The organism is Rhizobium laguerreae (assembly GCF_019778565.1).
Classification (GTDB): Bacteria; Pseudomonadota; Alphaproteobacteria; order Rhizobiales; family Rhizobiaceae; genus Rhizobium; species Rhizobium laguerreae.
Genome location: NZ_JAAXQT010000004.1, coordinates 1 through 23015, shown reverse-complemented (window position 1 = coordinate 23015; position 23015 = coordinate 1). Strand labels below are relative to the sequence as shown.

General features: G+C 61.5%; 24 protein-coding genes. 10 read left to right on the top strand and 14 right to left on the bottom strand.

The genetic code is table 11. The features are described from left to right. Window positions 1-10 precede the first annotated feature (10 nt). The 3 genes from HFO71_RS14185 to HFO71_RS14175 all read left to right on the top strand — a co-directional run bounded on the left by HFO71_RS14185 (window position 11) and on the right by HFO71_RS14175 (window position 2786). Window positions 11-1621: a phosphoenolpyruvate carboxykinase gene (locus tag HFO71_RS14185; protein ID WP_131640923.1), complete on the top strand. Its 1611-nt coding sequence runs from the start codon at window positions 11-13 to the stop codon at window positions 1619-1621. Between the two features lie 108 nt (window positions 1622-1729). Continuing rightward, entirely contained in the window at window positions 1730-2173 is a 444-nt protein-coding gene (arfB, locus tag HFO71_RS14180; protein ID WP_077978051.1) for an alternative ribosome rescue aminoacyl-tRNA hydrolase ArfB, read from the top strand. A 1-nt stretch (window position 2174) separates the two neighbouring features. Then, the gene (locus HFO71_RS14175) at window positions 2175-2786 is read left to right on the top strand and encodes an alpha-ketoglutarate-dependent dioxygenase AlkB (RefSeq protein ID WP_131640924.1); all 612 of its coding nucleotides are present in this window, start codon (window positions 2175-2177) and stop codon (window positions 2784-2786) included. 14 nt (window positions 2787-2800) lie between these two features. On the opposite strand, the gene coaA is transcribed toward HFO71_RS14175, so the two are convergent. From coaA to hisB, 9 genes are all read right to left on the bottom strand, one after another. Then, on the bottom strand, window positions 2801-3796 hold the full coding sequence (gene coaA, locus HFO71_RS14170; RefSeq protein WP_003544165.1) for a type I pantothenate kinase: 996 nt from the start codon (window positions 3794-3796) through the stop codon (window positions 2801-2803). Beyond that, on the bottom strand, window positions 3793-4116 hold the full coding sequence (locus HFO71_RS14165; protein WP_131640925.1) for a phosphoribosyl-ATP diphosphatase: 324 nt from the start codon (window positions 4114-4116) through the stop codon (window positions 3793-3795). The genes coaA and HFO71_RS14165 overlap by 4 nt, the downstream gene beginning before the upstream one ends. A gap of 17 nt (window positions 4117-4133) precedes the next feature. Next, window positions 4134-4922, bottom strand: a complete 789-nt coding sequence (gene hisF / locus HFO71_RS14160) for an imidazole glycerol phosphate synthase subunit HisF (RefSeq protein ID WP_017962660.1) — start codon at window positions 4920-4922, stop codon at window positions 4134-4136. Next, window positions 4923-5669, bottom strand: a complete 747-nt coding sequence (gene hisA / locus HFO71_RS14155; protein ID WP_221988182.1) for a 1-(5-phosphoribosyl)-5-[(5-phosphoribosylamino)methylideneamino]imidazole-4-carboxamide isomerase — start codon at window positions 5667-5669, stop codon at window positions 4923-4925. Between the two features lie 6 nt (window positions 5670-5675). After that, window positions 5676-6233, bottom strand: coding sequence for a hypothetical protein (locus tag HFO71_RS14150; protein ID WP_077978055.1), 558 nt, complete (start codon window positions 6231-6233; stop codon window positions 5676-5678). Beyond that, window positions 6230-6412, bottom strand: a complete 183-nt coding sequence (locus tag HFO71_RS14145) for a hypothetical protein (protein WP_003544173.1) — start codon at window positions 6410-6412, stop codon at window positions 6230-6232. The genes HFO71_RS14150 and HFO71_RS14145 overlap by 4 nt, the downstream gene beginning before the upstream one ends. A gap of 253 nt (window positions 6413-6665) precedes the next feature. Continuing rightward, the gene (gene hisH, locus HFO71_RS14140; protein WP_025396536.1) at window positions 6666-7316 is read right to left on the bottom strand and encodes an imidazole glycerol phosphate synthase subunit HisH; all 651 of its coding nucleotides are present in this window, start codon (window positions 7314-7316) and stop codon (window positions 6666-6668) included. A gap of 2 nt (window positions 7317-7318) precedes the next feature. Beyond that, window positions 7319-7804 carry a DUF2628 domain-containing protein gene (locus HFO71_RS14135; protein ID WP_077978056.1) on the bottom strand — a complete coding sequence of 162 codons (486 nt, stop codon included), beginning with the start codon at window positions 7802-7804 and terminating at the stop codon, window positions 7319-7321. Window positions 7805-7826: 22 nt separating this feature from the next. Next, window positions 7827-8435: an imidazoleglycerol-phosphate dehydratase HisB gene (hisB, locus tag HFO71_RS14130; protein ID WP_003544176.1), complete on the bottom strand. Its 609-nt coding sequence runs from the start codon at window positions 8433-8435 to the stop codon at window positions 7827-7829. 156 nt (window positions 8436-8591) lie between these two features. On the opposite strand from hisB, the gene hslV reads away from it, so the two are divergent. The 6 genes from hslV to HFO71_RS14100 all read left to right on the top strand — a co-directional run bounded on the left by hslV (window position 8592) and on the right by HFO71_RS14100 (window position 15778). Then, window positions 8592-9119 carry an ATP-dependent protease subunit HslV gene (hslV, locus tag HFO71_RS14125; protein WP_017962666.1) on the top strand — a complete coding sequence of 176 codons (528 nt, stop codon included), beginning with the start codon at window positions 8592-8594 and terminating at the stop codon, window positions 9117-9119. Further along, entirely contained in the window at window positions 9106-9618 is a 513-nt protein-coding gene (locus tag HFO71_RS14120; protein ID WP_131640926.1) for a GNAT family N-acetyltransferase, read from the top strand. The genes hslV and HFO71_RS14120 overlap by 14 nt, the downstream gene beginning before the upstream one ends. Then, entirely contained in the window at window positions 9615-10922 is a 1308-nt protein-coding gene (gene hslU, locus HFO71_RS14115; RefSeq protein ID WP_011649875.1) for an ATP-dependent protease ATPase subunit HslU, read from the top strand. Before HFO71_RS14120 ends, hslU begins: the two co-directional genes overlap by 4 nt. A gap of 189 nt (window positions 10923-11111) precedes the next feature. Beyond that, entirely contained in the window at window positions 11112-12059 is a 948-nt protein-coding gene (locus HFO71_RS14110; protein WP_131640927.1) for a DUF1402 family protein, read from the top strand. Window positions 12060-12107: 48 nt separating this feature from the next. Next, complete coding sequence (locus tag HFO71_RS14105) at window positions 12108-13520, top strand: cytochrome P450 (protein WP_131640937.1); 1413 nt, start codon at window positions 12108-12110, stop codon at window positions 13518-13520. 86 nt (window positions 13521-13606) lie between these two features. After that, window positions 13607-15778, top strand: a complete 2172-nt coding sequence (locus HFO71_RS14100) for a malate synthase G (RefSeq protein ID WP_221988181.1) — start codon at window positions 13607-13609, stop codon at window positions 15776-15778. Between the two features lie 70 nt (window positions 15779-15848). On the opposite strand, the gene HFO71_RS14095 is transcribed toward HFO71_RS14100, so the two are convergent. After that, on the bottom strand, window positions 15849-16532 hold the full coding sequence (locus tag HFO71_RS14095) for a L,D-transpeptidase (protein WP_077978060.1): 684 nt from the start codon (window positions 16530-16532) through the stop codon (window positions 15849-15851). Window positions 16533-16711: 179 nt separating this feature from the next. On the opposite strand from HFO71_RS14095, the gene HFO71_RS14090 reads away from it, so the two are divergent. Continuing rightward, window positions 16712-17206, top strand: coding sequence for an MmcB family DNA repair protein (locus HFO71_RS14090; protein WP_012759589.1), 495 nt, complete (start codon window positions 16712-16714; stop codon window positions 17204-17206). Between the two features lie 18 nt (window positions 17207-17224). Here HFO71_RS14090 and HFO71_RS14085 read toward each other — a convergent pair whose 3' ends face one another. The 4 genes from HFO71_RS14085 to lhpI all read right to left on the bottom strand — a co-directional run bounded on the left by HFO71_RS14085 (window position 17225) and on the right by lhpI (window position 22632). Then, window positions 17225-17803: an ActR/PrrA/RegA family redox response regulator transcription factor gene (locus HFO71_RS14085; protein WP_077978093.1), complete on the bottom strand. Its 579-nt coding sequence runs from the start codon at window positions 17801-17803 to the stop codon at window positions 17225-17227. Between the two features lie 66 nt (window positions 17804-17869). Next, window positions 17870-19198, bottom strand: coding sequence for an ActS/PrrB/RegB family redox-sensitive histidine kinase (locus tag HFO71_RS14080; protein ID WP_170268996.1), 1329 nt, complete (start codon window positions 19196-19198; stop codon window positions 17870-17872). Window positions 19199-19222: 24 nt separating this feature from the next. Then, window positions 19223-21688: an ATP-dependent helicase HrpB gene (hrpB, locus tag HFO71_RS14075; protein ID WP_221988178.1), complete on the bottom strand. Its 2466-nt coding sequence runs from the start codon at window positions 21686-21688 to the stop codon at window positions 19223-19225. Further along, window positions 21685-22632 (bottom strand): bifunctional Delta(1)-pyrroline-2-carboxylate/Delta(1)-piperideine-2-carboxylate reductase, encoded by a 948-nt coding sequence (gene lhpI / locus HFO71_RS14070; protein WP_077978062.1) that lies wholly within the window; start codon window positions 22630-22632, stop codon window positions 21685-21687. Before lhpI ends, hrpB begins: the two co-directional genes overlap by 4 nt. Window positions 22633-23015 lie beyond the last annotated feature (383 nt).

The window sequence follows — 23015 nt, the reverse complement described above, 5'->3', positions numbered from 1 at the left end:
GGAACTAGCCATGGAAATGTTCGGAGTTCATAACCCGGCAATAGGGCTGGCAACGGTTGGATTGGGCGGCGCAGCCAGCGTTCGCTACAACTTTTCCGCCGCTGCGCTCTATGAAGAAGCGATCCGCCGGGGCGAAGCCGAACTGACCGCTCAAGGCGCATTGCGGGCTATTACCGGCCAGCACACGGGCCGTTCGCCGCGCGACAAGTTCGTCGTTCGCGATATCAATACCGATGGCGAAATCTGGTGGGACAACAACAAGCCGATCTCGCCGGAGCACTTCGCCGTGCTGCGCGACGATATGCTGGCGCATGCCGCGGGCAAGGAGCTTTTCGTCCAGGATCTCGTCGGCGGCGCCGAGGAAGGTCATGCCCTACCGACCCGCGTCGTGACCGAATTCGCCTGGCATTCGCTGTTCATCCGCAATCTGCTGATCCGCCCTGACACCGCAGCGCTGTCCAGCTTCGTGCCGAAGCTGACGATCATCGATCTGCCGAGCTTCAAGGCCGATCCGGCCCGCCACGGCTGCCGTTCGGAAACGGTGATCGCCTGCGATCTCACCAACGGCCTCGTCCTCATCGGCGGCACCTCCTATGCCGGCGAAATGAAGAAATCGGTCTTCACCGTGCTCAACTACCTGCTGCCGGTCAAGGGCGTGATGCCGATGCACTGCTCGGCCAATGTCGGCCCGGATGGAGACGCGGCGGTCTTCTTCGGCCTTTCCGGCACGGGCAAGACGACGCTGTCGGCCGATCCGGCCCGGACGCTGATCGGCGATGACGAACACGGCTGGAGCGAAAACGGCATTTTCAACTTCGAAGGCGGCTGCTACGCCAAAACCATTCGCCTCTCGGCCGAAGCCGAGCCGGAAATCTATGCGACGACGCAGCGCTTCGGCACAGTGCTGGAAAACGTCGTGCTGAACGAAAGCCGCGAGCCGGATTTCGACGATGGGTCGCTGACCGAGAACACCCGTTGCGCCTATCCGATGTACTTCATCCCGAATGCTTCGGAAACGGGCCGTGCCGGGCATCCGAAGACGATCATCATGCTGACCGCCGATGCCTTCGGCGTCATGCCGCCGATCGCCCGGTTGACGCCTGATCAGGCGATGTATCACTTCCTCTCCGGCTACACCGCCAAGGTGGCCGGCACCGAAAAGGGTGTCGTCGAGCCGGAAGCAACCTTCTCCACCTGCTTCGGAGCTCCTTTCATGCCGCGGCATCCGGCCGAATATGGCAATCTGCTCAAGGAGTTGATCGGTCGGCATGGCGTCCAATGCTGGCTTGTCAATACCGGCTGGACCGGCGGCGCTTACGGCACCGGCAAGCGCATGCCGATCAAGGCGACGCGTGCGCTTCTCGCTGCCGCCCTGAGCGGCGAACTTGGACAGGTCGAATTCCGTGCTGACACGAACTTCGGCTTCGCCGTGCCGGTCTCCGTCGACGGTGTCGATGGCAGCATTCTCGATCCGCGCTCGACCTGGACCGACAAGGCAGCCTATGACGCGCAGGCCGAAAAGCTGGTCTCGATGTTCATTGCGAACTTCGCCAAGTTCGAAAATCATGTCGACGGCGGCGTCCGTGATGCGGCCCCCGGCGTAAAGGTCGCTGCCGAATAAGCAGATCAAACCTCTGACTCACGTGAAACCCGGCATCGCAAGATCGCCGGGTTTTCCATGTCACAGCCGATATTTTCAATTCGCCGCCGATGTGAGATAGAACGCCGCATGGCCAGCGACGCGCTCTATATCGATGACAGGATCACCATCGCGGGATGGGAGCTGACGGAACAGTTCGTTCTGGCGGGCGGTCCCGGCGGGCAGAATGTCAACAAGGTCTCGACCGCTGTCCAGCTGTTCTTCAACATCGCGAATTCGCCGTCCCTCAATGATCGTGTCAAAACCAATGCGATCAAGCTCGCCGGCCGGCGTTTGTCGAAGGAGGGCGTGCTGATGATCGAGGCGAGCCGGTTTCGCAGCCAGGACAGAAACCGCGAGGATGCGCGCGACCGATTGAAGGAGCTGATCCTCGAGGCCGCCAAGCCGCCGCCGCCGCCGCGCAAGAAGACCAGGCCGACCAAGGGTTCGGTCGAACGCCGCCTGAAGGAAAAATCCGGTCGCTCGGAAGTCAAGAAAATGCGCGGCCGCCCCGGCGGCGGCGGCGGTGAGTGACATGCCGGAGCTCTTCAGCGGCATCCGCCATCTCCCCGGTTACCTCGACCTAGCGCGTCAGGAGGCATTGGTCGAGATAATCCGCTCCGTCGTCGCCGAAGCGCCGCTTTATGTGCCCGCCATGCCTGGCACCGGCAAGCCGATGTCCGTGCGCATGACCAATTGCGGGCCGCTCGGCTGGGTGACGGACAAAGAGCGCGGCTATCGCTACCGGCCGACGCACCCGGCAACCGGCAGACCCTGGCCTGATATGCCGCAGCAATTGCTCGATATCTGGAACGACGTTTCGGGTTACGACAAGCCGCCGGAAGCCTGCCTCGTCAATTTCTACTCCGACGAAGCGCGCATGGGCTTGCATCAGGACAAGGACGAACAGGATCTCAAAGCCCCGGTCGTCTCGATCTCGCTCGGCAACAGCTGCCTCTTTCGCGTCGGCGGTCTCAGCCGCAATGATCGCACGCTATCTTTCAAGCTTTCGAGCGGTGATCTGGTCGTGCTGGGCGGCGAGGGGAGGCTGTGTTTCCACGGCGTCGACCGTATCCATCCGGCGACGTCGACGCTGCTGAAGAATGGCGGCCGCATCAATCTGACGCTTCGCCGCGTCAATCCCTAAAAATATAGGCGCCGCTATAGTTTTCGCAGCGCAACCTGTTCGATCAGGTGATCCTTGCCCTTTTTCAGGATGAGATCGGCGCGTGGACGCGTCGGCAGAATATTCTGCCGCAGGTTCTTCAGGTTGATGTTTGCCCAAAGATCCTCGGCGATTTCGAGCGCTTCCGCGTCGCTGATCGAGGCATAGCGATGGAAATAGGAATTCGGATCGCGGAAGGCGGTCTCGCGCAGCCGCATGAAGCGCGTGACATACCAGTTGTGGATCTCGTCTTCGGCGGCATCGATATAGATCGAGAAGTCGAAGAAGTCGGAGACCATCGGCACGATCTTGCCGCCGGCCGGCAGGTCGCGCGATTGCAGCACGTTGATGCCCTCGAAGATCAGGATGTCGGGCCGGTCGACGATCTTGTATTCGTCCGGCAGCACGTCGTAGACGAGGTGCGAATAGCTGGGCGCCTTCACATCCGGCCGTCCGGCCTTGATCGCCGAGAGAAAGCGCAGGATTGCACCCGTGTCGTAGCTTTCCGGAAAACCCTTGCGCTGCATCAGCTTTTCCCGCTGCAGCACGGCGTTCGGATGCAGGAAGCCGTCGGTGGTGACGAGATCGACCTTCGGACTGGAAGGCCAGCGCCCCAGGAGCTCCTTGAGGATACGGGCGGTGGTCGATTTTCCGACAGCGACCGAGCCGGCAATGCCGATGACGAACGGCGTCTTCGTCACATCGGACAGGCTGAGGAAGCGGTTGCGCTGTTCAAACAGCATCTGCGAGGATTCGACATGTGCCGAGAGCAGCCGCGACAGCGACAGATAGATGCGCCGGACCTCGTCGAGATCGATCGGATCGCCCATCGAACGCAGCCGTTTGACCTCGTCGCTCGTCAGCGTCAACGGCGTGTCGGCGCGGAATTTCGCCCATTGTTCGGAAGAGAAGAAGTGGTAGGGCGAATAGGATTCCGACTGGAAGTGATCCAACGTTTCCGGCACCCCGATAATCTCAGTCGCGATACTCATGAACTCTGCCGGCTGGCCTTTTCCTTGAGGCCGGACTGCGCGGTTCTGCGCTTGAGCTCGGCCATGACATTCTCTAACGGTATTTCAGCAATCTTCAATACGACCAATAGGTGATAGAGCACATCGGCAGCCTCATAGGTCAGATTGTCACGGTCGCCGGTCACCGCCGCCATCACGGCCTCGATCGCCTCTTCACCGAGCTTCTTTGCCGCTTTCGGCTGGCCGGCGGCCACGAGTTTGGCTGTCCAGGATTGCTCCGGCGAGGCTTTCGATCGTTCTGCGACAATGCTTTCGAGATCGGAAAGGGAAAATCCGCTCATAGGTCCGCTTTCAAGGTTCAGTCGAGACGCATGTCGATGCCGCACTTCGACATATAGTGCTTCGCCTCGCTGACGGAATAGGTGCCGAAGTGGAAGATCGACGCGGCGAGCACGGCATTGGCATGGCCCTCCTTCACCCCGGCGACGAGATCGTCGAGATCGCCGACGCCGCCGGACGCGATGACCGGCACACGCACCGCATCGGCGATCGCCCGCGTCAGCTCCAGATCGTAGCCGACCTTTGTGCCGTCGCGGTCCATCGAGGTGACCAGCAGCTCACCGGCGCCGCGCGCCACCATCTTCTCCGCGAATTCGACGGCATCGATGCCGGTCGCGTTGCGGCCACCATGCGTATAGATTTCCCAGGCGCTGAGATTGTCGCCGCCGACCGCCTGCGTGCGCCGGCGCTTGGCGTCGATCGAAACAACGATGCACTGGTCACCGAACTTGTCGGCTGCCTCGGTGACGAAGTCGGGATTGCTGACGGCTGCCGAATTGATCGAGACTTTGTCGGCACCGCACAGCAACAGCTTGCGGATATCAGCGATGGTGCGCACCCCGCCGCCGACCGTCAGCGGCATGAAGCATTGATCGGCCGTGCGCGACACGACATCGAAGATCGTCTCGCGATTGTCCGAGGAAGCGGTGATGTCGAGGAAGCAGAGTTCGTCGGCGCCGGCCGCATCATAAGCCTTCGCGGCTTCGACGGGATCGCCGGCATCGACGAGATTGAGGAAGTTGACGCCCTTGACGACACGGCCGTCCTTGACGTCGAGGCAGGGAATGACACGGGCCTTGAGGGTCATTTATGCGGTCTCCTTGGCCCGGGCCGCCTTGATCAGCGCCAGCGCTTCCTTGGGATCGATACGGCCGTCATAAAGCGCACGGCCTGAAATCGCCCCTTCCAGCTTCCGCGCATCGGGCTCCAGCATGCGTCTAACATCGTCGAGAGAGGCAAGGCCGCCCGAGGCGATGACGGGAATGGAAACGGCGTCGGCAAGTTCCAACGTCGAACTCCAGTTGATGCCGGCCAGAATGCCGTCACGGTCGATATCGGTGTAGATGATCGCAGCGACGCCGGCGCCCTCGAATTTCCTGGCGAGCTCGATGATACCGAGTTCGGAGGCTTCCGCCCAACCCTCGACGGCCACCTTGCCGCCCTTGGCATCGATGCCGACGGCGACATGATCAGGAAATTTCCGGCAGGCCTCGATCACCAGCGCCGGATTCCTGACCGCGACGGTGCCGAGAATGACGCGCCGCAGCCCGCGCGACAGCCAGGCCTCGATATGATCGAGCGTGCGAATGCCGCCGCCGAGCTGCACGGGATTGTCCGTTGCCTTCAAGATCGCTTCAACGGCATCGCCATTGGCCGAATGTCCCGCAAAGGCGCCGTCGAGATCGACCACATGCAGCCATTCGAAACCCTGATCTTCGAAGGATCTCGCCTGGGCGGGCGGATCGGTGTTGTAGACTGTTGCCTGCTGCATGTCGCCGAGTTTCAGGCGGACGCATTGGCCGCCTTTCAGGTCGATCGCGGGAAAAAGGATCATGTCGTCTTACGTCCGTAGAGTGGTCGGTACCATCAGCGCTTTCCACGCATCTACGATATCCGATTGGAAAAAGACAGCGGCAATGGCAGCCGCGCCGAAAAGCAGAAGGAGGAGCAGGGTGACGGCAAAGCCGGCCCGGACCTGACGCCAGAAGCCCAGGCGCCTCTTGATCGATTTCTCGATGTTTCGTACCTGACGCAACGCATCGCTGTTGACGGCGGTCAGCCGGATCTGCGGCTCCATCGCCTCGACATAGGTTTCGGCATAACTCGAAAGGATCTGCGAGGCGCGGTCGCGTAGCGTGTTGCGTAGGTCGGTCGAGAGATAATTGCTGTTGACGGCGGCAAGCTCGGCCTCATCGGGCGAACGGCCGGCGTTCCGCTTGCGATGGCTGAGAACGAAATCGCGCTTTTGCCGCTCGTAGAGTGCGTAGGCGAGCAGGCCGATCAGATCGTCCTCACCTTCGATATAGAATTCCAGCACCGCCTCGGCGATATCGCCGGCGCTGACCCCGTTCTGCCGCCGGCTCGAACCGTCGTTTGCGGGGAAAGAGTCATGGATCATCGGTCCAGCCTTTCTTTCAGCGCCTTGGCTGCATTGGAAAGCGCCTTCCTGTGGATGGCTTCGTCGACACGGCGGATGACCGTGCCGCCGGGAAGCTTGATATCAGAAAAGGGGGGCAAGCCTTCCCTGGAGGGCCGCAACGTGTAGAACACCTTGCCTGATTTCCGTGAAGCCGGCATCGCGCACTCCTGTTCCGCCGTTTCCATACTAGAACAGGATGATTTTAGGCCGGGTCGGCCTAAAATCTGCATCCTGTTCTACATTATACAGTCAGAGCATGATGTCGTCCGAAAACCGCTCACACTTTTCGGCATCATGCTCTAGGGAAATAAGGCGGCTGTATTAAAAGCCAGCCCTTGGAGAAATTCCAGCAAAACCGTGTAGCCGTTTTGCTTCGGGATTGCGTGAACAATGCTTGACGGGTTCCAGGCTCTACGGGTTCCAGCGCAGAAAATTGGCGATCAGGGCCAGGCCGAGCTTCTGGCTCTTTTCCGGGTGAAATTGCGCTCCGACCATGTTGTCGCGCCCGACGAAAGCGGTCATCGGACCGCCATAGTCGGCCGTCGCAATAACATCCTCGGCGTTTTCGGCGGCAAGATGGTAGGAATGCACGAAATAGGCGTGCAGTCCCTGCGACCCCGTCGGAATTCCTTCGAAGAGCGGATGTTGGCGCTTCAGGTCGAGCGTGTTCCAGCCGATCTGCGGGATCTTGAGTGCCGGATCATCCGGCGTCATCTCGACGACGTTACCGGGAATCCAGTTAAAACCGTGCGTCACGGTCTTCTCGAGGCCGCGCGAGGACATGAGCTGCATGCCGACGCAGATGCCGAGGAACGGCCGTGCCTTCTTCTCGACAGCCTCGATCAGAACCTCGGCCATATCAGGCACGGCATCGAGGCCGCGCCGGCAATCGGCATAGGCGCCGACACCGGGAAGCACGATACGATCGGCCGCGGCAACATCCTCCGCCCTGTCGGTGAGATCGATATGGGCATCGATGCCAGCTTCGTGGGCGGCACGCTCGAAAGCCTTGGTCGCCGAGCGCAGGTTGCCGGAGCCATAGTCGATAATCGCGACGCGCATCGTCAGCGTCCTCCATCAAAACCAAAGAGACCAAGCGACGTTGCATCGCCGTGCGGGCTGTTCGGACGGGCCTTGTTCTGCCAGTCCGGTGCCGCGGCGTCGTCACTAGCTGCGATGGCCGCCCTGTCCGAAAAATAGACCTGCTCAGCAATGCCGATCGTATCGGCCGCAATGAATGCGTCTTCGTTCCAGCCCTTGGCAGCAAGGTTGCGGACCCGGAAATTCTGGCCCTCGAGACCGACCAGCATATTCACGCCCAACAGGATTGCCGCTCCCGCCGGCCCGAGGCCCGGTTCGTCCATCAGCGCACCACCAATCCCCTGCAGCAGAAAGGCCGCGGCCGCATGCAGCCAAAGCCGATGCGCCAGCAGCCAAACCCATGGAAACAGGAAGCCGAGCAGCGTGAAGCCGTCACGGATGGTTCGCGTCTCATCGGCCGTGGCGCTCGTGTTACCGGGCGGTGTCAGGAAGATATAGCTGGATGTCACTGCCGCTGCTCCCTTGAAGGGCTCAGACAAGCGTGCCCTTGGTCGAGGGAACACGGCCCGCCTGTCTCGGATCGATCTCTGTTGCCGTGCGCAATGCACGGGCAACGGCCTTGAAGCATGTCTCGGCAATATGGTGATTGTTGGCACCATAATGGTTGAGAATATGCAAGGTGATGCCGGCATTCTGGGCGAGCGCATGGAAGAATTCGCGCACGAGCTCGGTGTCGAAAGTGCCGATCTTCGGCGCGCTGAAGGCAACATTCCAGACGAGGAACGGCCGGCCGGAAAGATCGACCGCAGCCTTGGTCATCGTCTCGTCCATGGCGAGATCGATCGAGGCGTAGCGGGTGATCCCGCGCCGGTCGCCGAGCGCCTTGGAGATCGCCTGGCCGATGGCGATGCCGGTATCCTCGACCGTATGATGGTCGTCGATATGCAGGTCGCCCTTGGCATCGATCTCCATGTCGATGAGGGAGTGTCGCGAAAGCTGGTCGAGCATGTGGTCGAAGAAGCCGACGCCCGTCGAGATCGTCGATTTGCCGGTGCCGTCGAGATTGACGGAAACGGAAATCGAGGTTTCGTTGGTCTTGCGGGAAACGCTGCCGGTGCGGCTCGCTGCGGTCTCGGCCATATGGCCCTCCATCGGGAATAAGGCCGTTCCTTATCAGGCGCATCGGGAAATATCCAGAAGCCGGGCAAGAGAAAAGCCGGCCCATTTGCAATCGGCGCCAGTCCACTTACATAGGGCTCAACAGGGCCGGCATGCGGCCCGGCAGACAGGTGTTTTATGACAACAATCATTACAGTTCGAAAAGGCGGCAAGGTGGTGATGGCAGGCGATGGCCAGGTGAGCCTCGGCCAGACCGTCATGAAGGGCAATGCCCGCAAGGTGCGCCGCATCGGTAAGGGCGAAGTCGTCGCCGGTTTCGCCGGCGCCACCGCCGATGCCTTTACCCTGCTCGAAAGGCTTGAAAAGAAGCTGGAGCAGTATCCCGGTCAGCTGATGCGCGCCGCCGTCGAACTCGCCAAGGACTGGCGCACCGACAAGTACCTGCGCAATCTCGAAGCCATGATGCTGGTCGCCGACAAGTCGATCACGCTGGCGATCACCGGCAACGGCGACGTTCTGGAACCGGAGCATGGCACAACGGCGATCGGTTCCGGCGGCAATTTTGCCCTCGCGGCCGCCCTCGCACTCATGGATACCGACAAATCGGCCGAAGAGATCGCCCGCCGCGCCCTCGATATCGCCGCCGACATCTGCGTCTACACGAACCACAACGTCGTGGTGGAATCGCTGGATGCCGAAGGCTGAACCCTATGCCTTCCGGCCGCTTGCCGCGGTTGACCTGCCGCTCCTCGCCAAATGGCTGGAAAGCCGGCATGTCAGGCGCTGGGGGAGCGATCCGGCCAAGGCGCTGGCTTCGATGGAAAAGCATCTCGATGCGGCCTCCGTCTCGTGCTTCATCGTCACGCTGAATGGAAAGGACTTCGCCTTTATCCAGGCGGCCGATCTCGGCGACGTGGACGATGAAGCGCTCGCCGGTCAGCCGAAGGGCACCTACGGCATCGACCAGTTCATCGGCATCGAGGAACTCGCGGGCAAGGGTCATGGACCGGCCTTTATGATAGGGTTTTGCGATATGCTCTTTGCAAAGGGCGCGCAGCGGATCCTGGTCGATCCGCATCCTGACAACGCATTCGCAATCAGAGCCTATACCAAGGCGGGCTTTCAAGGACTTGGCGAAACAACGACTAATTACGGCCGGGCGCTGTTGATGGCCCTGGACCGCCAGGAGAATGATACGCAATGACCACTTTTTCCCCCCGCGAGATCGTTTCCGAGCTCGATCGCTATATCATCGGCCAGCATGACGCCAAGCGCGCCGTTGCGATTGCGTTGCGCAATCGCTGGCGCCGCCAGCAGCTCGACCCGAGCCTGCGCGACGAAGTCATGCCGAAGAACATCCTGATGATCGGTCCGACCGGTGTCGGCAAGACGGAAATCTCCCGCCGTCTGGCAAAGCTCGCCGGTGCGCCCTTCATCAAGGTGGAAGCCACAAAGTTTACCGAAGTCGGATATGTCGGCCGCGATGTCGAGCAGATCATCCGCGACCTCGTCGAGGTCGGCATCGGCCTGGTGCGCGAGAAGAAGCGGGCCGAGGTGCAGGCCAAGGCGCATGTGAGCGCCGAGGAGCGTGTTCTCGATGCGCTGGTCGGCACGACGGCATCGCCTGCCACGCGCGAAAACTTCCGCAAGAAGCTCCGGGACGGCGAACTCGACGACAAGGAAATCGATATCGAGGTGGCCGATGCCGGCTCCGGCATGGGAGGCTTCGAAATTCCCGGCATGCCGGGCGCCAATATCGGCGTGCTGAACCTGTCGGAAATGTTCGGCAAGGCGATGGGCGGCCGCACCAAGAAGGTCCGCACCACAGTCAAGGCCTCGTATAGTGACCTGATCCGCGACGAATCCGACAAGCTGATCGACAACGAAGTGATCCAGCGTGAAGCCGTTCGCTCCACCGAGAATGACGGTATCGTCTTCCTTGACGAAATCGACAAGATTGCCGCCCGCGACGGCGGCATGGGCGCCGGCGTTTCGCGCGAAGGCGTGCAGCGCGACCTCTTGCCGCTCGTCGAAGGCACGACGGTCTCGACCAAATACGGGCCTGTGAAGACCGACCATATCCTGTTCATCGCCTCCGGCGCCTTCCATGTCTCCAAGCCTTCGGATCTTCTGCCGGAATTGCAGGGCCGCCTGCCGATCCGCGTCGAATTGCGTCCGCTGAACAAGGATGATTTCCGCCGGATCCTGACCGAGACCGAAGCAAGCCTCATCCGCCAGTACCGCGCGCTGATGGAGACGGAAAGCCTGAGCCTCGAATTCACCGACGACGCGATCGACGCGCTTGCCGATGTCGCCGTGCATCTGAACTCCTCCGTCGAGAACATCGGCGCACGCCGTCTGCAGACGGTGATGGAGCGGGTGCTGGACGATATTTCCTACAACGCGCCGGATCGAGGCGGGACGGCCGTGACGATCGATGCAGCTTATGTGCGCGAACATGTCGGCGATCTCGCACAGAATACCGATCTCTCGCGCTTCATTCTGTGATATCGGCGCACCGCTTCATGTCTTTCCCGGCATGAATGCCGGATTGTGACGAACGCGACTCTCGACAACGGGCCTTTTACTTTCTAGTGAAGGCCCGTTTTGTTTTCCGCTCCGGCTTTATTCGGCCAAGATTCTGGTCCAGGCAGCCGCATCGCAAACAGGATGATGGAACGGACGGGATAACGGATCGTGCGACGCCTTTTGACAAGCCTTATGATTGCCGTTGCCCTGGTGAATTCGGCGCCTGCCTTCGCTATGCAGGTGGTGCCGGCGGGCAACCGTCATGCCGAGCAGCCCGATATTCCGGGCGCTTCCATCCGGCGCACCAAGGGCACCAAGAGCAGCTTCGATCTGAAATACGAAAAGGTTCATGAGCTTCTGGCGACCGATCGCGAGCTGATGAGCAAGATCCGCAAGATTTCCAGCGCTTATGGCATCAATCCCATCCATGTCGTCGGCGCGATCGTCGGCGAACACACCTATAATGTCGATGCCTACGACCGGCTGCAGGCCTATTATGTCAAGGCTGCCTCCTATGCCGGAGAAAGCTTCCGCTTCGCTTATGATGGCGAAAGCGTCGACGAATTCGTGGCACGGCCGCAATTTTCCGAATGCAAGGGCAAGAGCGATTCCTACACGCTCTGGTCCTGCCGCGAAGATGTCTGGGAAACCGATTTCCGCGGCAAGACGGTTGAAGGTACGAGCTTTCCTAACAACCGTTTCAGCGCGGTCTTCTTCCAGCCCTTCTATGCCGGCCAGACCTTCGGCCTCGGCCAGGTCAATCCGCTGACGGCGCTGATGCTCTCCGATCTCGTGACCCGCGTGTCGGGCTATCCGAGGCTGAATGAGAAGAATGCCGGCGCCGTCTACAGGGCCATCATGGATCCCGACATCTCGCTCGCCTTCGTCGCGGCCTCGATCCGCAGGTCGATCGACGATTACAAGGAGATCGCCGGCATGGATATCTCGGGCAATCCCGGCCTGACGGCGACGCTCTATAATGTCGGCAATTCGCGCCAGCGCGCCGCAGCACTTGCTGCGAAAAACCGCGGCGCCGGTGCGACCGTCTGGCCGGAAGAGAATTATTACGGCTGGCTGATCAACGACAAGCTGGACGAACTCAAGGGCCTGCTCTAGCTTCAGGCCTGCCGGGAAGGCTTAGATCTTCCGCGAAAGGCTTTGATGATGGACATGCGTCCGGACCCCTTCGTCCCGCCAGCACCGCTGCCGCGAACCGTGCCGCCGAGCCGGCTGGAAATCATTCGCATCATCCTGCGCAATCCGCTCGAACTCTGGGGCGAGCCGTCCTACACGCTGCCCTGGATCCGCACCAATTTCTTCGGCCAGAGGACGCTGATCGTCAATGATCCCGGCCTGATCAAGCACGTGCTTGTTGATAATGCCAATAATTACCGCATGTCGGATGTGCGCCAGCTCGTCCTGCGTCCGATCCTCCGCGACGGCCTTCTGACCGCCGAAGGTCCTGTCTGGAAAAGATCGCGCAAGGCGGTGGCGCCTATTTTTACGCCCCGCCATGCCCAAGGCTTTGCCGGGCAGATGCTGCGCCAGTCCGAAGATTATGCCCGCAAATATGAGAGCGTAGGCGAGACAGGCGCAATTTTCGATATCAGCACCGATATGACCGAGCTGACCTTCGCGATTCTGGCTGACACGTTGTTCTCCGGCGAAATCGTCACATCGAGCGGCCATTTCGCCGACGACGTCAATGAACTCCTGCATCGCATGGGCCGGGTCGATCCGATGGATCTGATGCGCGCTCCGTCCTGGGTTCCACGTGTGACACGCATCGGCGGCCAAAAGGTGCTGGAGAAATTCCGTGCCATCGTGCGCAACACGATGGATATGCGGCTCGCGAAGATGAAGGCAGACCGCAGCAGCGCGCCGCAAGATTTCCTGACCCTGCTCCTGGAACAGGCTGGCCCCGAGGGGCTGACCAAGGAAGAAATCGAAGACAATATTTTGACCTTCATCGGCGCGGGGCATGAAACCACAGCCCGGGCATTGGCCTGGACGCTGTATTGCGTATCGAACAGCCCGCATATCCGCGAGGCGATGGAAGAAGAAATCGACGCGGTGCTCGCCACCGGGGCCAAACCTGTGGAATGGCTGGATATGATGCCGCAGACGCGCGCCGCCTTCGAGGAGGCTTTGCGCCTTTATCCGCCGGCGCCGTCGATCAATCGCGCCGCCATCTCAGATGATTCCTGGACTAGCGCCAAGGGCGAGCGGGTCGCGATCGAGGCCGGCGTCACGGTACTCGTCATGCCCTGGACGTTGCATCGCCACGAACTTCACTGGGACAGGCCGCGCGCCTATATGCCCGAACGCTTCCTGCCGGAAAATCGCGGCTCTATCGGCCGCTTTCAGTTCCTGCCTTTCGGCGCCGGCCCGCGTGTCTGCATCGGCGCAACATTTGCACTTCAGGAGGCGGTGATCGCCCTTGCTGTCCTGATGCATCGTTATCGCTTCGATTCCACCGATCAGACCAATCCGTGGCCGGTGCAGAAGCTGACGACGCAGCCGCAGAACGGACTGCCGATGCGGGTGACGCCACGCATAATTTCCACGAAGGCATAAATCTTTCGAATTATTGCAGAATTGACTGTGAATGAAAGCCGGGCAAAGTGGCAGCATTCAAAAGTCGTTGCCAGGGAGAATGTCGCATGAGCCGCGTTGATAAGAACGGTCTTACCATCGAAACCGTCCTTCATGATTTCCTCGTCGAGGAGGTGCTGCCGGGTCTGGCGGTCGATGCGGACAAGTTCTTTGCCGATTTTTCGGCGATCATCCACGATCTCGCCCCGAAAAATCGTGCGCTGCTGGCAAAACGCGACGAGCTGCAGGTAAAGATCGACGACTGGTATCGCCGGCACGGCGCGCCGGCCGATATGGACGAATACCAGTCCTTCCTCCGTGAAATCGGCTATCTCCTGCCTGAGGGATCGGACTTCCAGGTTTCGACCGACAATGTCGACCCGGAGATCGCCTCGATCGCTGGCCCGCAGCTCGTCGTTCCCGTCATGAACGCCCGTTACGCCCTGAACGCCGCCAATGCCCGCTGGGGCTCGCTCTATGATGCGCTCTACGGCACGGACGCCATTCCCGAGAGCGATGGCGCCGAGAAGGGTAAGGGCTACAATCCGAAGCGCGGCGAGAAGGTCATCGCCTGGGTGCGCGATTTCCTCGATACATCAGCGCCGCTGCAGGACTGCCGCTGGAGGGACGTTGGAAGCTTCGCCGTCAAGGATGGAGCGCTGGTTGTCAGATCGATCGATGGCGAGCAGGCCATGCTGACGGACGGCAAGCATTTTGCCGGCTATCGCGGAGATGCCGCCGCTCCGACGCATATTCTCCTGAAGAACAACGGCATTCACATAGAAATCGTCATCGATGCGGCGACGACGATCGGAAAAGCCGATCCGGCTGATATTTCCGATGTCTGGCTGGAATCGGCAATTACGACGATCATGGACTGCGAGGATTCGATTGCCGCTGTCGATGCCGAGGACAAGGTCGTCGTCTATCGCAACTGGCTCGGTCTGATGAAGGGCGATCTGCAGGAAGAGGTGGCAAAGGGCGGAACGAGCTTCATCCGCACGCTCAACCCGGATCTGCAATATTCTGGCCCGGATGGTGCCTCCTTTGAGGTGCATCGCCGCTCGCTGATGCTGGTGCGCAATGTCGGCCACCTCATGACCAACCCGGCGATCCTCGACCGCGACGGCAACGAAGTGCCTGAAGGCATCATGGATGCTGCGATCACCGGCCTGATCGCGCTTTATGATATTGGTCCCTCCGGCCGGCGGAAGAATTCCCGGACCGGCTCGATGTATGTGGTCAAGCCGAAGATGCACGGGCCGGAAGAGGTGGCCTTCGCCGTCGAGATCTTCTCGCGGGTCGAAGATGCGCTTGGCCTGGCGCGCAACACCATCAAGATGGGCATCATGGATGAGGAGCGCCGCACGACCGTCAACCTCAAGGAATGCATCCGTGCCGCCCGCGAGCGCGTCGTCTTCATCAATACCGGTTTCCTTGATCGTACCGGCGACGAGATCCACACTTCGATGGAAGCCGGCCCGATGATTCGCAAGGGCGACATGCGCCAGGCGGCATGGATTTCCGCCTATGAGAACTGGAACGTCGACATCGGCCTTGAATGCGGCCTTTCCGGCCACGCCCAGATCGGCAAGGGCATGTGGGCGATGCCGGATCTGATGGCGGCAATGCTCGAACAGAAGATCGCCCATCCCAAGGCCGGCGCCAACACCGCCTGGGTGCCATCGCCGACGGCCGCGACCCTGCACGCCACCCATTATCACCGGGTTAATGTCGCCCGTGTCCAGCAGGGGCTGAAGGATCGCGCCCGCGCCAAGCTCTCCGATATTCTCTCCGTGCCGGTCGCGGTGCGGCCGAACTGGACGCCGGAAGAAATCCAGCGCGAACTCGATAACAATGCCCAGGGCATCCTCGGCTATGTCGTGCGCTGGGTCGATCAGGGCGTCGGCTGCTCGAAGGTGCCCGACATCAACAATGTCGGCCTGATGGAGGATCGCGCGACGCTGCGCATTTCGGCCCAGCACATGGCGAACTGGCTGCATCACAAGGTCGTCACCGAAGCTCAGATCGTCGAGACGATGAGGCGCATGGCCGCCGTCGTCGATCGGCAGAATGCGTCGGATCCCGCCTATCAGCCGATGGCCGGCCATTTCGATGATTCGATCGCCTTCCAGGCCGCCCTCGATCTCGTCCTGAAGGGCAGAGAACAGCCGAACGGCTACACCGAGCCGGTGCTTCACCGCCGCCGCCTCGAGCTCAAGGCGAAGCAGACGGCGTGACGGAGAATACGAAAAGGCGGCCGGAACGGCAGTCCCGGCGGCCTTTTTTATACCGAATTCGATAACTAGCTTACTGAATGACGACGACTTTGGACGTGCCCTTGCCCGGGCGGACGCGGCTGTAGAGATCGATGACGTCCTGGTTCATCAGGCGAATGCAGCCCGAGGAAGCGGCGGTGCCGATGGAGGCCCATTCCGGCGTGCCGTGCAGGCGGAAGAGGGTGTCCTTGCCGTCCTCGTTGAAGAGATACATGGCGCGCGCGCCGAGCGGATTGCTGAGACCCGGACCCATGCCGTCCTCGACGTATTTGGCGAGATCAGGCCGGCGGACGGCCATTTCCTTTGGCGGGTGCCAGTTCGGCCATTCCTGCTTCCAGGCGACGTAGGCGGTGCCGGCCCATGCGAAGCCCTGCTTGCCGACGCCGATGCCGTAGCGCATCGCCTTGCCGTTGGCCAGGATGTAGTAGAGGAAGCGCTCGCGCGTGTTGACGATGATCGTTCCAGGACGCTCTGTGGTCTGGTAGCTGACGACCTGGCGGCGGAATTGCGGCTTGACCCTGTCGATCGGGATCGCCGGTAGGGAGTATCCGGCATCCTTCGTCAGGCCGTAGGCGTCATTGAAGATCTGTGCCGTCTGAACCGTCGGGCCTGCGCCCTTGTCGTCGGCGGATGCGCTGTCTGAGGTCGTGGAGCAACCGGCCAGAGCGAATGTCGCCAGCAGGCCAAAGACAGGGAATGCATTGCGGATGCGCATGGATGACTCTTGAAGTTTTGGGGCAAGGAGAACGGTCTTTCGACCATCGTTGATTATGGTTTATTTTCGATTAACTTGCGCTTTGCAAGACTACTGCAGCGCGACAAATCCGTCTGCCGCGCAAATTAGAAGCGCATGGCTTTTTTGCAACAACACGCCAGCCCCCGCGGTGGTTATCCATGACGATTTTGAGTGTTTACAATAACAATCCGTTAATCGATGGCCGGCAATCGGACAGGGCCATGATGGTGCGGCGCGGAACGCAGATATTGCTGCATGAAATGCGCCATGCCGTGCTGCCTGAACTGCCGCTGGCCAGTGGCCGCCGCGCCGATCTGATCACGCTTTCGGAAAAGGGCGAGGTCTGGATCATCGAAATCAAGACCTCGATCGAAGATTTCAGGGTGGATCGCAAATGGCCGGAATACAGGCTGCATTGCGACCGATTGTTCTTCGCGACTCACCAGGATGTGCCGTTGGAGATCTTTCCCGAGGAATGCGGACTGTTCCTGTCGGATGGTTACGGCGCCCATATGATTCGCGAGGCGCCGGAACACCGCATGGCGCCGGCCACGCGCAAATCCGTCACGCTCAACTTCTCGCGTGCCGCCGCGCAAAGGCTGATGATGGCCGAATGGGCGAACGGAAAACCGTTCACCGTGGATGATGTTTAATGGGCGCGACGTGGGCGTCTATTTCGGCGCGCGTTTGGCAAGGATACGCTGCAGCGTCCGCCGGTGCATGTTGAGCCGACGCGCCGTTTCGGAAACATTGCGCTCGCACATTTCATAGACCCGCTGGATATGCTCCCAGCGCACCCGGTCGGCCGACATCGGGTTTTCGGGAAGCTCGGCCTTCTCGCCCGGCCGCTGTGTCAGCGCCGAAAAGATGTCGTCGGCATCCGCAGGCTTTGCCAGATAATCGACGGCGCCGAGTTTTACGGCCGTGACCGCCGTTGCGATATTGCCGTAGCCGGTCAGCACGATGATCCTGGTGTCGTCGCGCCGCTGGCGGATCGCCTCGATGACGTCGAGCCCGTTGCCGTCGCCGAGCCGAAGGTCGACCACCGCATATTTCGGCGGCCTGCCTCTCGATTTCGCGACGCCCTCCGCCACCGATTCCGCCGTCTCCACCTGGAAGCCGCGCGTCTCCATCGCCCGCGCCAGGCGGCGCAGGAACGGCCCGTCGTCGTCGACGATCAGCAGGCTGGCATCGGGACCGATATGGTCTTCGTCCGACGCGGTGAAATTGTCATGATTCTGTTCTGTCATCGTCTCGGTCCCGGCGGTTGAACGCCCGATCTGCGTCAACCGCTTATATCCTTTATGCCGACAAAGTCATTTTGTCGAATTTGCGTCGATCAGCATGCGCGGCCATTCGATCCGGATGCGTGCCCCCGCACTTTCCGGGTCGCGGTTCTCGAAAACCAGCGATGCGCCGGAGCGCTCCAGCAGCGTTTTGGCGATGAAAAGTCCAAGCCCGAGGCCGCCTGCCGTATCTTCCTTCTGTCGCTTCGTCACATAGGGCTCGCCGATCCGTGTCAGAATATCGGGCGCATAACCGTTGCCGTCGTCCTCGATGACGATCAGCACTTTGTCGTGATCGTGCTCGACGGTAACGATCACTTTCTCTCGGGCATAATCGACGGCATTTTCGATCAGATTGCCGAGCCCGTACATGATGCCGGCATTGCGATCGGTGACCGGCTCGCCCTTGCGCGGGCTCTTTTCGATAAGCTCCAATCTGATGCCGAATTCCCGGTGCGGCGCGACGATCTCCTCGATCATCGAGGAAAGCGGCAGCCGGCGCATATGCGCCTCGCCTTCGGAGGAAAGCGTCGTCAGCCGCCGCAGGATGTCGCGGCAGCGTTCGCTCTGGCTGCGCAGCAGCATCACATCCTCGCGGAAACGATCGTCATCCTTGAGTTCCCGCTCCATTTCCTTGGCGACGACGCTGATCGTCGCAAGCGGCGTGCCGAGTTCATGGGCGGCGGCGGCTGCCAGCCCGTCGAGCTGCGACAGATGCTTTTCCCGCTGCAGCACCAGTTCGGTCGCAGCCAGCGCATCGGCAAGCTGGCTCGCTTCCATCGAGACCCGATAGGCATAGAAAGCGGCGAATGCCATGGTCGAGGCGATCGAGCACCAGACACCGAACTGCATGACGTTGTGCACGTTGATCTCGGCCCCGTCGAACCAGGGCAACGGGAAGGGCGAAAAGGCAAGCACCGTGATGCAGACCATCGCAACACCGATCAGCGCGGTGCTGTAGCGAATCGGCTGCGAGGCAAAGGAGATGATGACCGGCACGCAGACGAGCGCTGCGAAGGGGTTGGCAAGGCCGCCGGTGATGAAGAGCAGCGCGCAGAGCTGCAAAAGATCGAAGCCGAGCAGCGCAAAGGCGGCCGGCGGTTCCAGCCGATGCGTCGGCGGATAGCGGATCGTCAGGTAGAAATTCACCCAGGCCAGGGCGGCGATCAGCGAAGAACTGGCAACCAGCGGCAAGGGAAATTTCAGCCAGAAGGCAACGATGAAAACTGTCAGCGCCTGTCCGCCGACGGCAAGCCAGCGCAGCCGCACCAGTGTCTGCAGACGCAGCCTGCGGCTACTATGCCGGTCCTCCAGCGTATAGCCTTCCGTCTTGTCGATCATGTCAGGCTTATCGATCATGCCGACGGCTCCCTTGAATGGCCCTCATGTACCACGCGGTTTTGCCCGTGTCGTCGGCAACGCATCCTCCGGCCGTTCCGGCCAGGGATGCCGGGGATAGCGCCCGCGCATATCGGCACGCACATCCTTCCAAGAGCCGGCCCAGAAGCCCGGCAGGTCGCGTGTCGTCTGGATCGGCCGGTGCGCCGGCGAGGTGAGCTCGAGCAGCAGCGGCAGGCGGCCGCCGGCAATGGCCGGATGCTGCTTCAGTCCAAACAGCTCCTGCACGCGGATCGTCAGCACCGGCTCCTCGCCCTCATATTGGATCGGATGCCTTTGGCCGGTCGGCGCTTCGAAGTGGGTTGGCGCAAGCCGGCTAAGGTCGCGTTGCAATTCGTGCGGCACCAGCGACATCAGACCGTTCGAAAGCCCGGCTGCGGAAATCTCCGAAAGGCCGCGGGCCTCCGTCTGGAAGGGTGCGAACCAGTCGTCGAGCCGGGAAAGCAGGGCATCATCGCTGACATCGGGCCAGGGCTCGCCGATCGTCCTGTGGAGGAATTCGATCCGCTCGCGCAGTTGCACGGCGTCCTTCGAGAACACAAGCTGATCGAGCCCCAGCTCGCGTACCCCCTCCACGAGCGCCTGGGTGACTGCTGCCCCGGAAGGGCGCGGCAAGGGCGTCTCTTCGAAGACGATCGCGCCGAGCCGGGTTGCCCGCCGCGCCCGGATTTGCCGGCTCTGGCGGTCGAAGAATATCTGGTCGCCGGTTTTGATCTCACCGGGCAACTCGGCTTCGATGTCGCCGCGTGTCACCTCGGCTGCCGCCAGAACCCGCGCCTGTGCCGCCCGTCCGGTCAGGTCGGCGATCACCAGCATCTGGCTGCCGGCCAGCCTCTCGGTTTCCGGCAACTCTGCTCCGCGCCCGTTCGCCATCACGAATCGGCCGCGCCCGCCGCGCTGAAGTGCGATTCGATCCGGGAACGCATGCAGCAGCAATTGGCCTGCAAGCGCCGGCGCCGCTGAGGCACCCCTGTCGAGCCCGCTCGCCAACCGTCCCGCCAGTCGCCGCGAGGCCTCTGCTCTCTCGCCCCGCTCGGCCTTGAAGCGTCGCAGCCGTTCCTCAATATCGACACTCGTTCCGCCAAGCCCCTGTTCGGTGAGAAGCACGGCGATCATCGCCGCATCCCGGGCCTGCCCCGCTTCTCCCGCCGAGACGACCATGGCGGCAAGCCGCGGCGGCAAAGCCAGATCGCGCATCATCTTGCCGCGCGCTGTCAACGCTCCGTCCTTGTCGAGGGCGCCGAGCTGGCCAAGCAGCACCCGCGCTTCCCTCAGCGTCGTTTCCGGCGGCTGATCGACGAAGGCAAGGGATGCCGGATCTTGAACGCCCCAATGTGCGAGGTCGAGCACCAGCCCCGAGAGATCGCTGGAAAGGATCTGCGGCGGGGTGAAGGCCGGCAGTGCCGCCGTCTGTCCCTGGTGCCACAGCCTGACGGCGATGCCCGGTTCCGTTCGTCCGGCACGGCCGGCCCGCTGATCGGCGGATGCCCGCGACACGCGGACCGTTTCCAGCCGCGTGATCCCGGTCGACGCCTCGAACACCGGCAGGCGCTGCAGCCCGCTGTCGATCACGATCCTGACACCGTCGATGGTGATCGATGTTTCGGCGATCGATGTCGCAAGCACGATCTTGCGCGTCCCCTGGGATGCCGGCCGGATCGCCGCATCCTGCTCCTTCTGGCTGAGATTGCCGTAAAGGGGCGCAATCAGAGTTTCGGCTCCGAATCGCGCCTGCAGTCGTTCGAAGGTCCGGGTGATTTCCGCCTGGCCGGGCAGGAAGGCGAGGATCGAGCCGCCCTCGTTGGCATGGGCATCGAGTATCGCCCGCGTCACCGCATCCTCGATACGCTCGGCGCCCGGCCGATCCTGGTAACGGATATCGATCGGAAAGCTGCGCCCCAGGCTTTCGATAACAGGTGGATGGTCGAGCAAGCCGGCCACGCGTTCGACATCGAGGGTCGCCGACATGACCAGGATGTGCAGATCCTCGCGCAGCGCCGACTGGACATCGAGTGCCAGAGCGAGTCCGAAGTCCGCGTCCAGCGAACGCTCGTGGAACTCGTCGAAGATCACGACCGAGACGCCGTTCAGTTCCGGATCGTCGAGGATCATCCGGGCGAAAACCCCTTCGGTCACGACCTCGATCCGTGTCGCTGCCGATATCCTGTTGTCGAGGCGCATGCGATAGCCGACAGTCTCGCCGACTTGTTCGCCGATGAGCGATGCCATCCGGCTTGCCGCTGCTCGCGCCGCCAGCCGCCGCGGCTCCAGCAGGATGATCTTGCCGTCGCCGCGCCAGGCCTTGTCGAGCAGATAGAGTGGTACCAGCGTCGTCTTGCCGGCGCCGGGCGGGGCGGAAAGAACGGCGCGTTTTTGCTTTTCCAGCGCGGTAGCGACGGCCGGCAGGACATGTGAAACCGGAAGCTCCGGCAAGGATGCACTGATTGTCACTTTTGGCCCGTCACTGTCTCATAGGCAAGGATGGCGCCGGCGAGATCCTCCAACGCCGCACCCACCGACTTGAACAGCGTGATTTCTGCGTCATGGCTTCGTCCGCCATGGGCGCCGCTGACGAGTTCCGCAAGCTCAGCCCTGATGTCGCCTTCCTTCAGCACGCCGCTTTTCAGCGGCTGGACGATGTCGCCTGCCTCGGCGATGGCGCCGGCGCGGGTGTCGACATAAACGGAGGCACGGCGGATGGCCTCGTCGTCGCTTTCGCGCATGCTCGGCTTGAAAGCGCCGACGAGATCGAGATGCGCGCCGGGCTTCAGCCATTCGCCTGATATCAGCGGTGCGCTGGAAAGCGTGGCGCAGGAAATGATATCGGCTGTCCGCGCTGCGGCTTCAGCATCCGCGACCGCCTCGGCATTCAGGCCGAGCGCCCGGGCTTCGGCTGCGATCTTTTCCGCCGCTTGCCCGTTACGGCCCCAGACCCGGTACCTCTTGATCGGCCGGGTCGTGCCATGGGCAAGCATCAGGTTGAGCGACAGCCGCCCGGTTCCGCAGACGAGCAGCTCTTCCGCGTCGGCACGGGCGAGATGTCGGGCCGCCAGCGCCGATGCTGCCGCCGTCCGCCGCGCTGTCAACTCGCCGCCGTCGATTGCGGCAAGCATTTCCCCGGTAGCGCCGGAGGAAAGAAGATAGGTTCCGAAGATCGCCGGCAGGCTCCGCCGCACATTGCCTGGAAAGACCGAGACAGTCTTCACCCCGGCATAGCGTCCAGGAACCCAGGCCGGCATCAGGAGCAGTGTGGCGCTCTCCTCACCCGGTACCTCCATCTCATGGTGATGGCGCACCGGCATCACGCATTCGCTCTGGAACATGCGGGCGATCGCATCGATCAGTTCCGGCCAGGGCAGGGCCGCGCGCGTTTGTTCTTCATCAAGGACAAGCATTCTTCACTCCGCCGCATCGTTCTTCATCGCCAAACTAGCGAGTGAGGCGCGGCATAGGCAAGCACCCTGGAATTCCGCGTCAGGCGCCCCATATAAGGCTCATCTCCCTCGCCGAAGCCTATCCTTCAGGATTCGGCAAAAACGAATCTCAAAAACCGTCCGATTGGGTGGTGGATTTGCTCGTTTTTGGAGGCAGGCGATAAAAGCCCTTCATTTTCAACCTGTTACAAAAATGTCAAAAAACTTTGGTTGGGTGTGTTGACTGTTTATGAGGGTTAGTTCTATAAGCCCACTCACTGAACGAGGGCGGCGGCGCTGCTGGCGACGAAGTCTTTCGTTCTAGTGAAACTCAAGCGGATTGGCGATTGCTGGTTTGTGTTCTG

What these genes read in the sequence shown, in the direction of transcription:
- HFO71_RS14185 (WP_131640923.1), top strand. Translation starts at nt 11, where the DNA reads ATGGAAATGTTCGGAGTTCATAACCCGGCAATAGGGCTGGCAACGGTT.
- arfB (WP_077978051.1), top strand. Translation starts at nt 1,730, where the DNA reads ATGGCCAGCGACGCGCTCTATATCGATGACAGGATCACCATCGCGGGA.
- HFO71_RS14175 (WP_131640924.1), top strand. Translation starts at nt 2,175, where the DNA reads ATGCCGGAGCTCTTCAGCGGCATCCGCCATCTCCCCGGTTACCTCGAC.
- coaA (WP_003544165.1), bottom strand. Translation starts at nt 3,796, where the DNA reads ATGAGTATCGCGACTGAGATTATCGGGGTGCCGGAAACGTTGGATCAC.
- HFO71_RS14165 (WP_131640925.1), bottom strand. Translation starts at nt 4,116, where the DNA reads ATGAGCGGATTTTCCCTTTCCGATCTCGAAAGCATTGTCGCAGAACGA.
- hisF (WP_017962660.1), bottom strand. Translation starts at nt 4,922, where the DNA reads ATGACCCTCAAGGCCCGTGTCATTCCCTGCCTCGACGTCAAGGACGGC.
- hisA (WP_221988182.1), bottom strand. Translation starts at nt 5,669, where the DNA reads ATGATCCTTTTTCCCGCGATCGACCTGAAAGGCGGCCAATGCGTCCGC.
- HFO71_RS14150 (WP_077978055.1), bottom strand. Translation starts at nt 6,233, where the DNA reads ATGATCCATGACTCTTTCCCCGCAAACGACGGTTCGAGCCGGCGGCAG.
- HFO71_RS14145 (WP_003544173.1), bottom strand. Translation starts at nt 6,412, where the DNA reads ATGCCGGCTTCACGGAAATCAGGCAAGGTGTTCTACACGTTGCGGCCC.
- hisH (WP_025396536.1), bottom strand. Translation starts at nt 7,316, where the DNA reads ATGCGCGTCGCGATTATCGACTATGGCTCCGGCAACCTGCGCTCGGCG.
- hisB (WP_003544176.1), bottom strand. Translation starts at nt 8,435, where the DNA reads ATGGCCGAGACCGCAGCGAGCCGCACCGGCAGCGTTTCCCGCAAGACC.
- hslV (WP_017962666.1), top strand. Translation starts at nt 8,592, where the DNA reads ATGACAACAATCATTACAGTTCGAAAAGGCGGCAAGGTGGTGATGGCA.
- HFO71_RS14120 (WP_131640926.1), top strand. Translation starts at nt 9,106, where the DNA reads ATGCCGAAGGCTGAACCCTATGCCTTCCGGCCGCTTGCCGCGGTTGAC.
- hslU (WP_011649875.1), top strand. Translation starts at nt 9,615, where the DNA reads ATGACCACTTTTTCCCCCCGCGAGATCGTTTCCGAGCTCGATCGCTAT.
- HFO71_RS14105 (WP_131640937.1), top strand. Translation starts at nt 12,108, where the DNA reads ATGGACATGCGTCCGGACCCCTTCGTCCCGCCAGCACCGCTGCCGCGA.
- HFO71_RS14100 (WP_221988181.1), top strand. Translation starts at nt 13,607, where the DNA reads ATGAGCCGCGTTGATAAGAACGGTCTTACCATCGAAACCGTCCTTCAT.
- HFO71_RS14095 (WP_077978060.1), bottom strand. Translation starts at nt 16,532, where the DNA reads ATGCGCATCCGCAATGCATTCCCTGTCTTTGGCCTGCTGGCGACATTC.
- HFO71_RS14090 (WP_012759589.1), top strand. Translation starts at nt 16,712, where the DNA reads ATGACGATTTTGAGTGTTTACAATAACAATCCGTTAATCGATGGCCGG.
- HFO71_RS14085 (WP_077978093.1), bottom strand. Translation starts at nt 17,803, where the DNA reads ATGACAGAACAGAATCATGACAATTTCACCGCGTCGGACGAAGACCAT.
- HFO71_RS14080 (WP_170268996.1), bottom strand. Translation starts at nt 19,198, where the DNA reads ATGATCGATAAGCCTGACATGATCGACAAGACGGAAGGCTATACGCTG.
- lhpI (WP_077978062.1), bottom strand. Translation starts at nt 22,632, where the DNA reads ATGCTTGTCCTTGATGAAGAACAAACGCGCGCGGCCCTGCCCTGGCCG.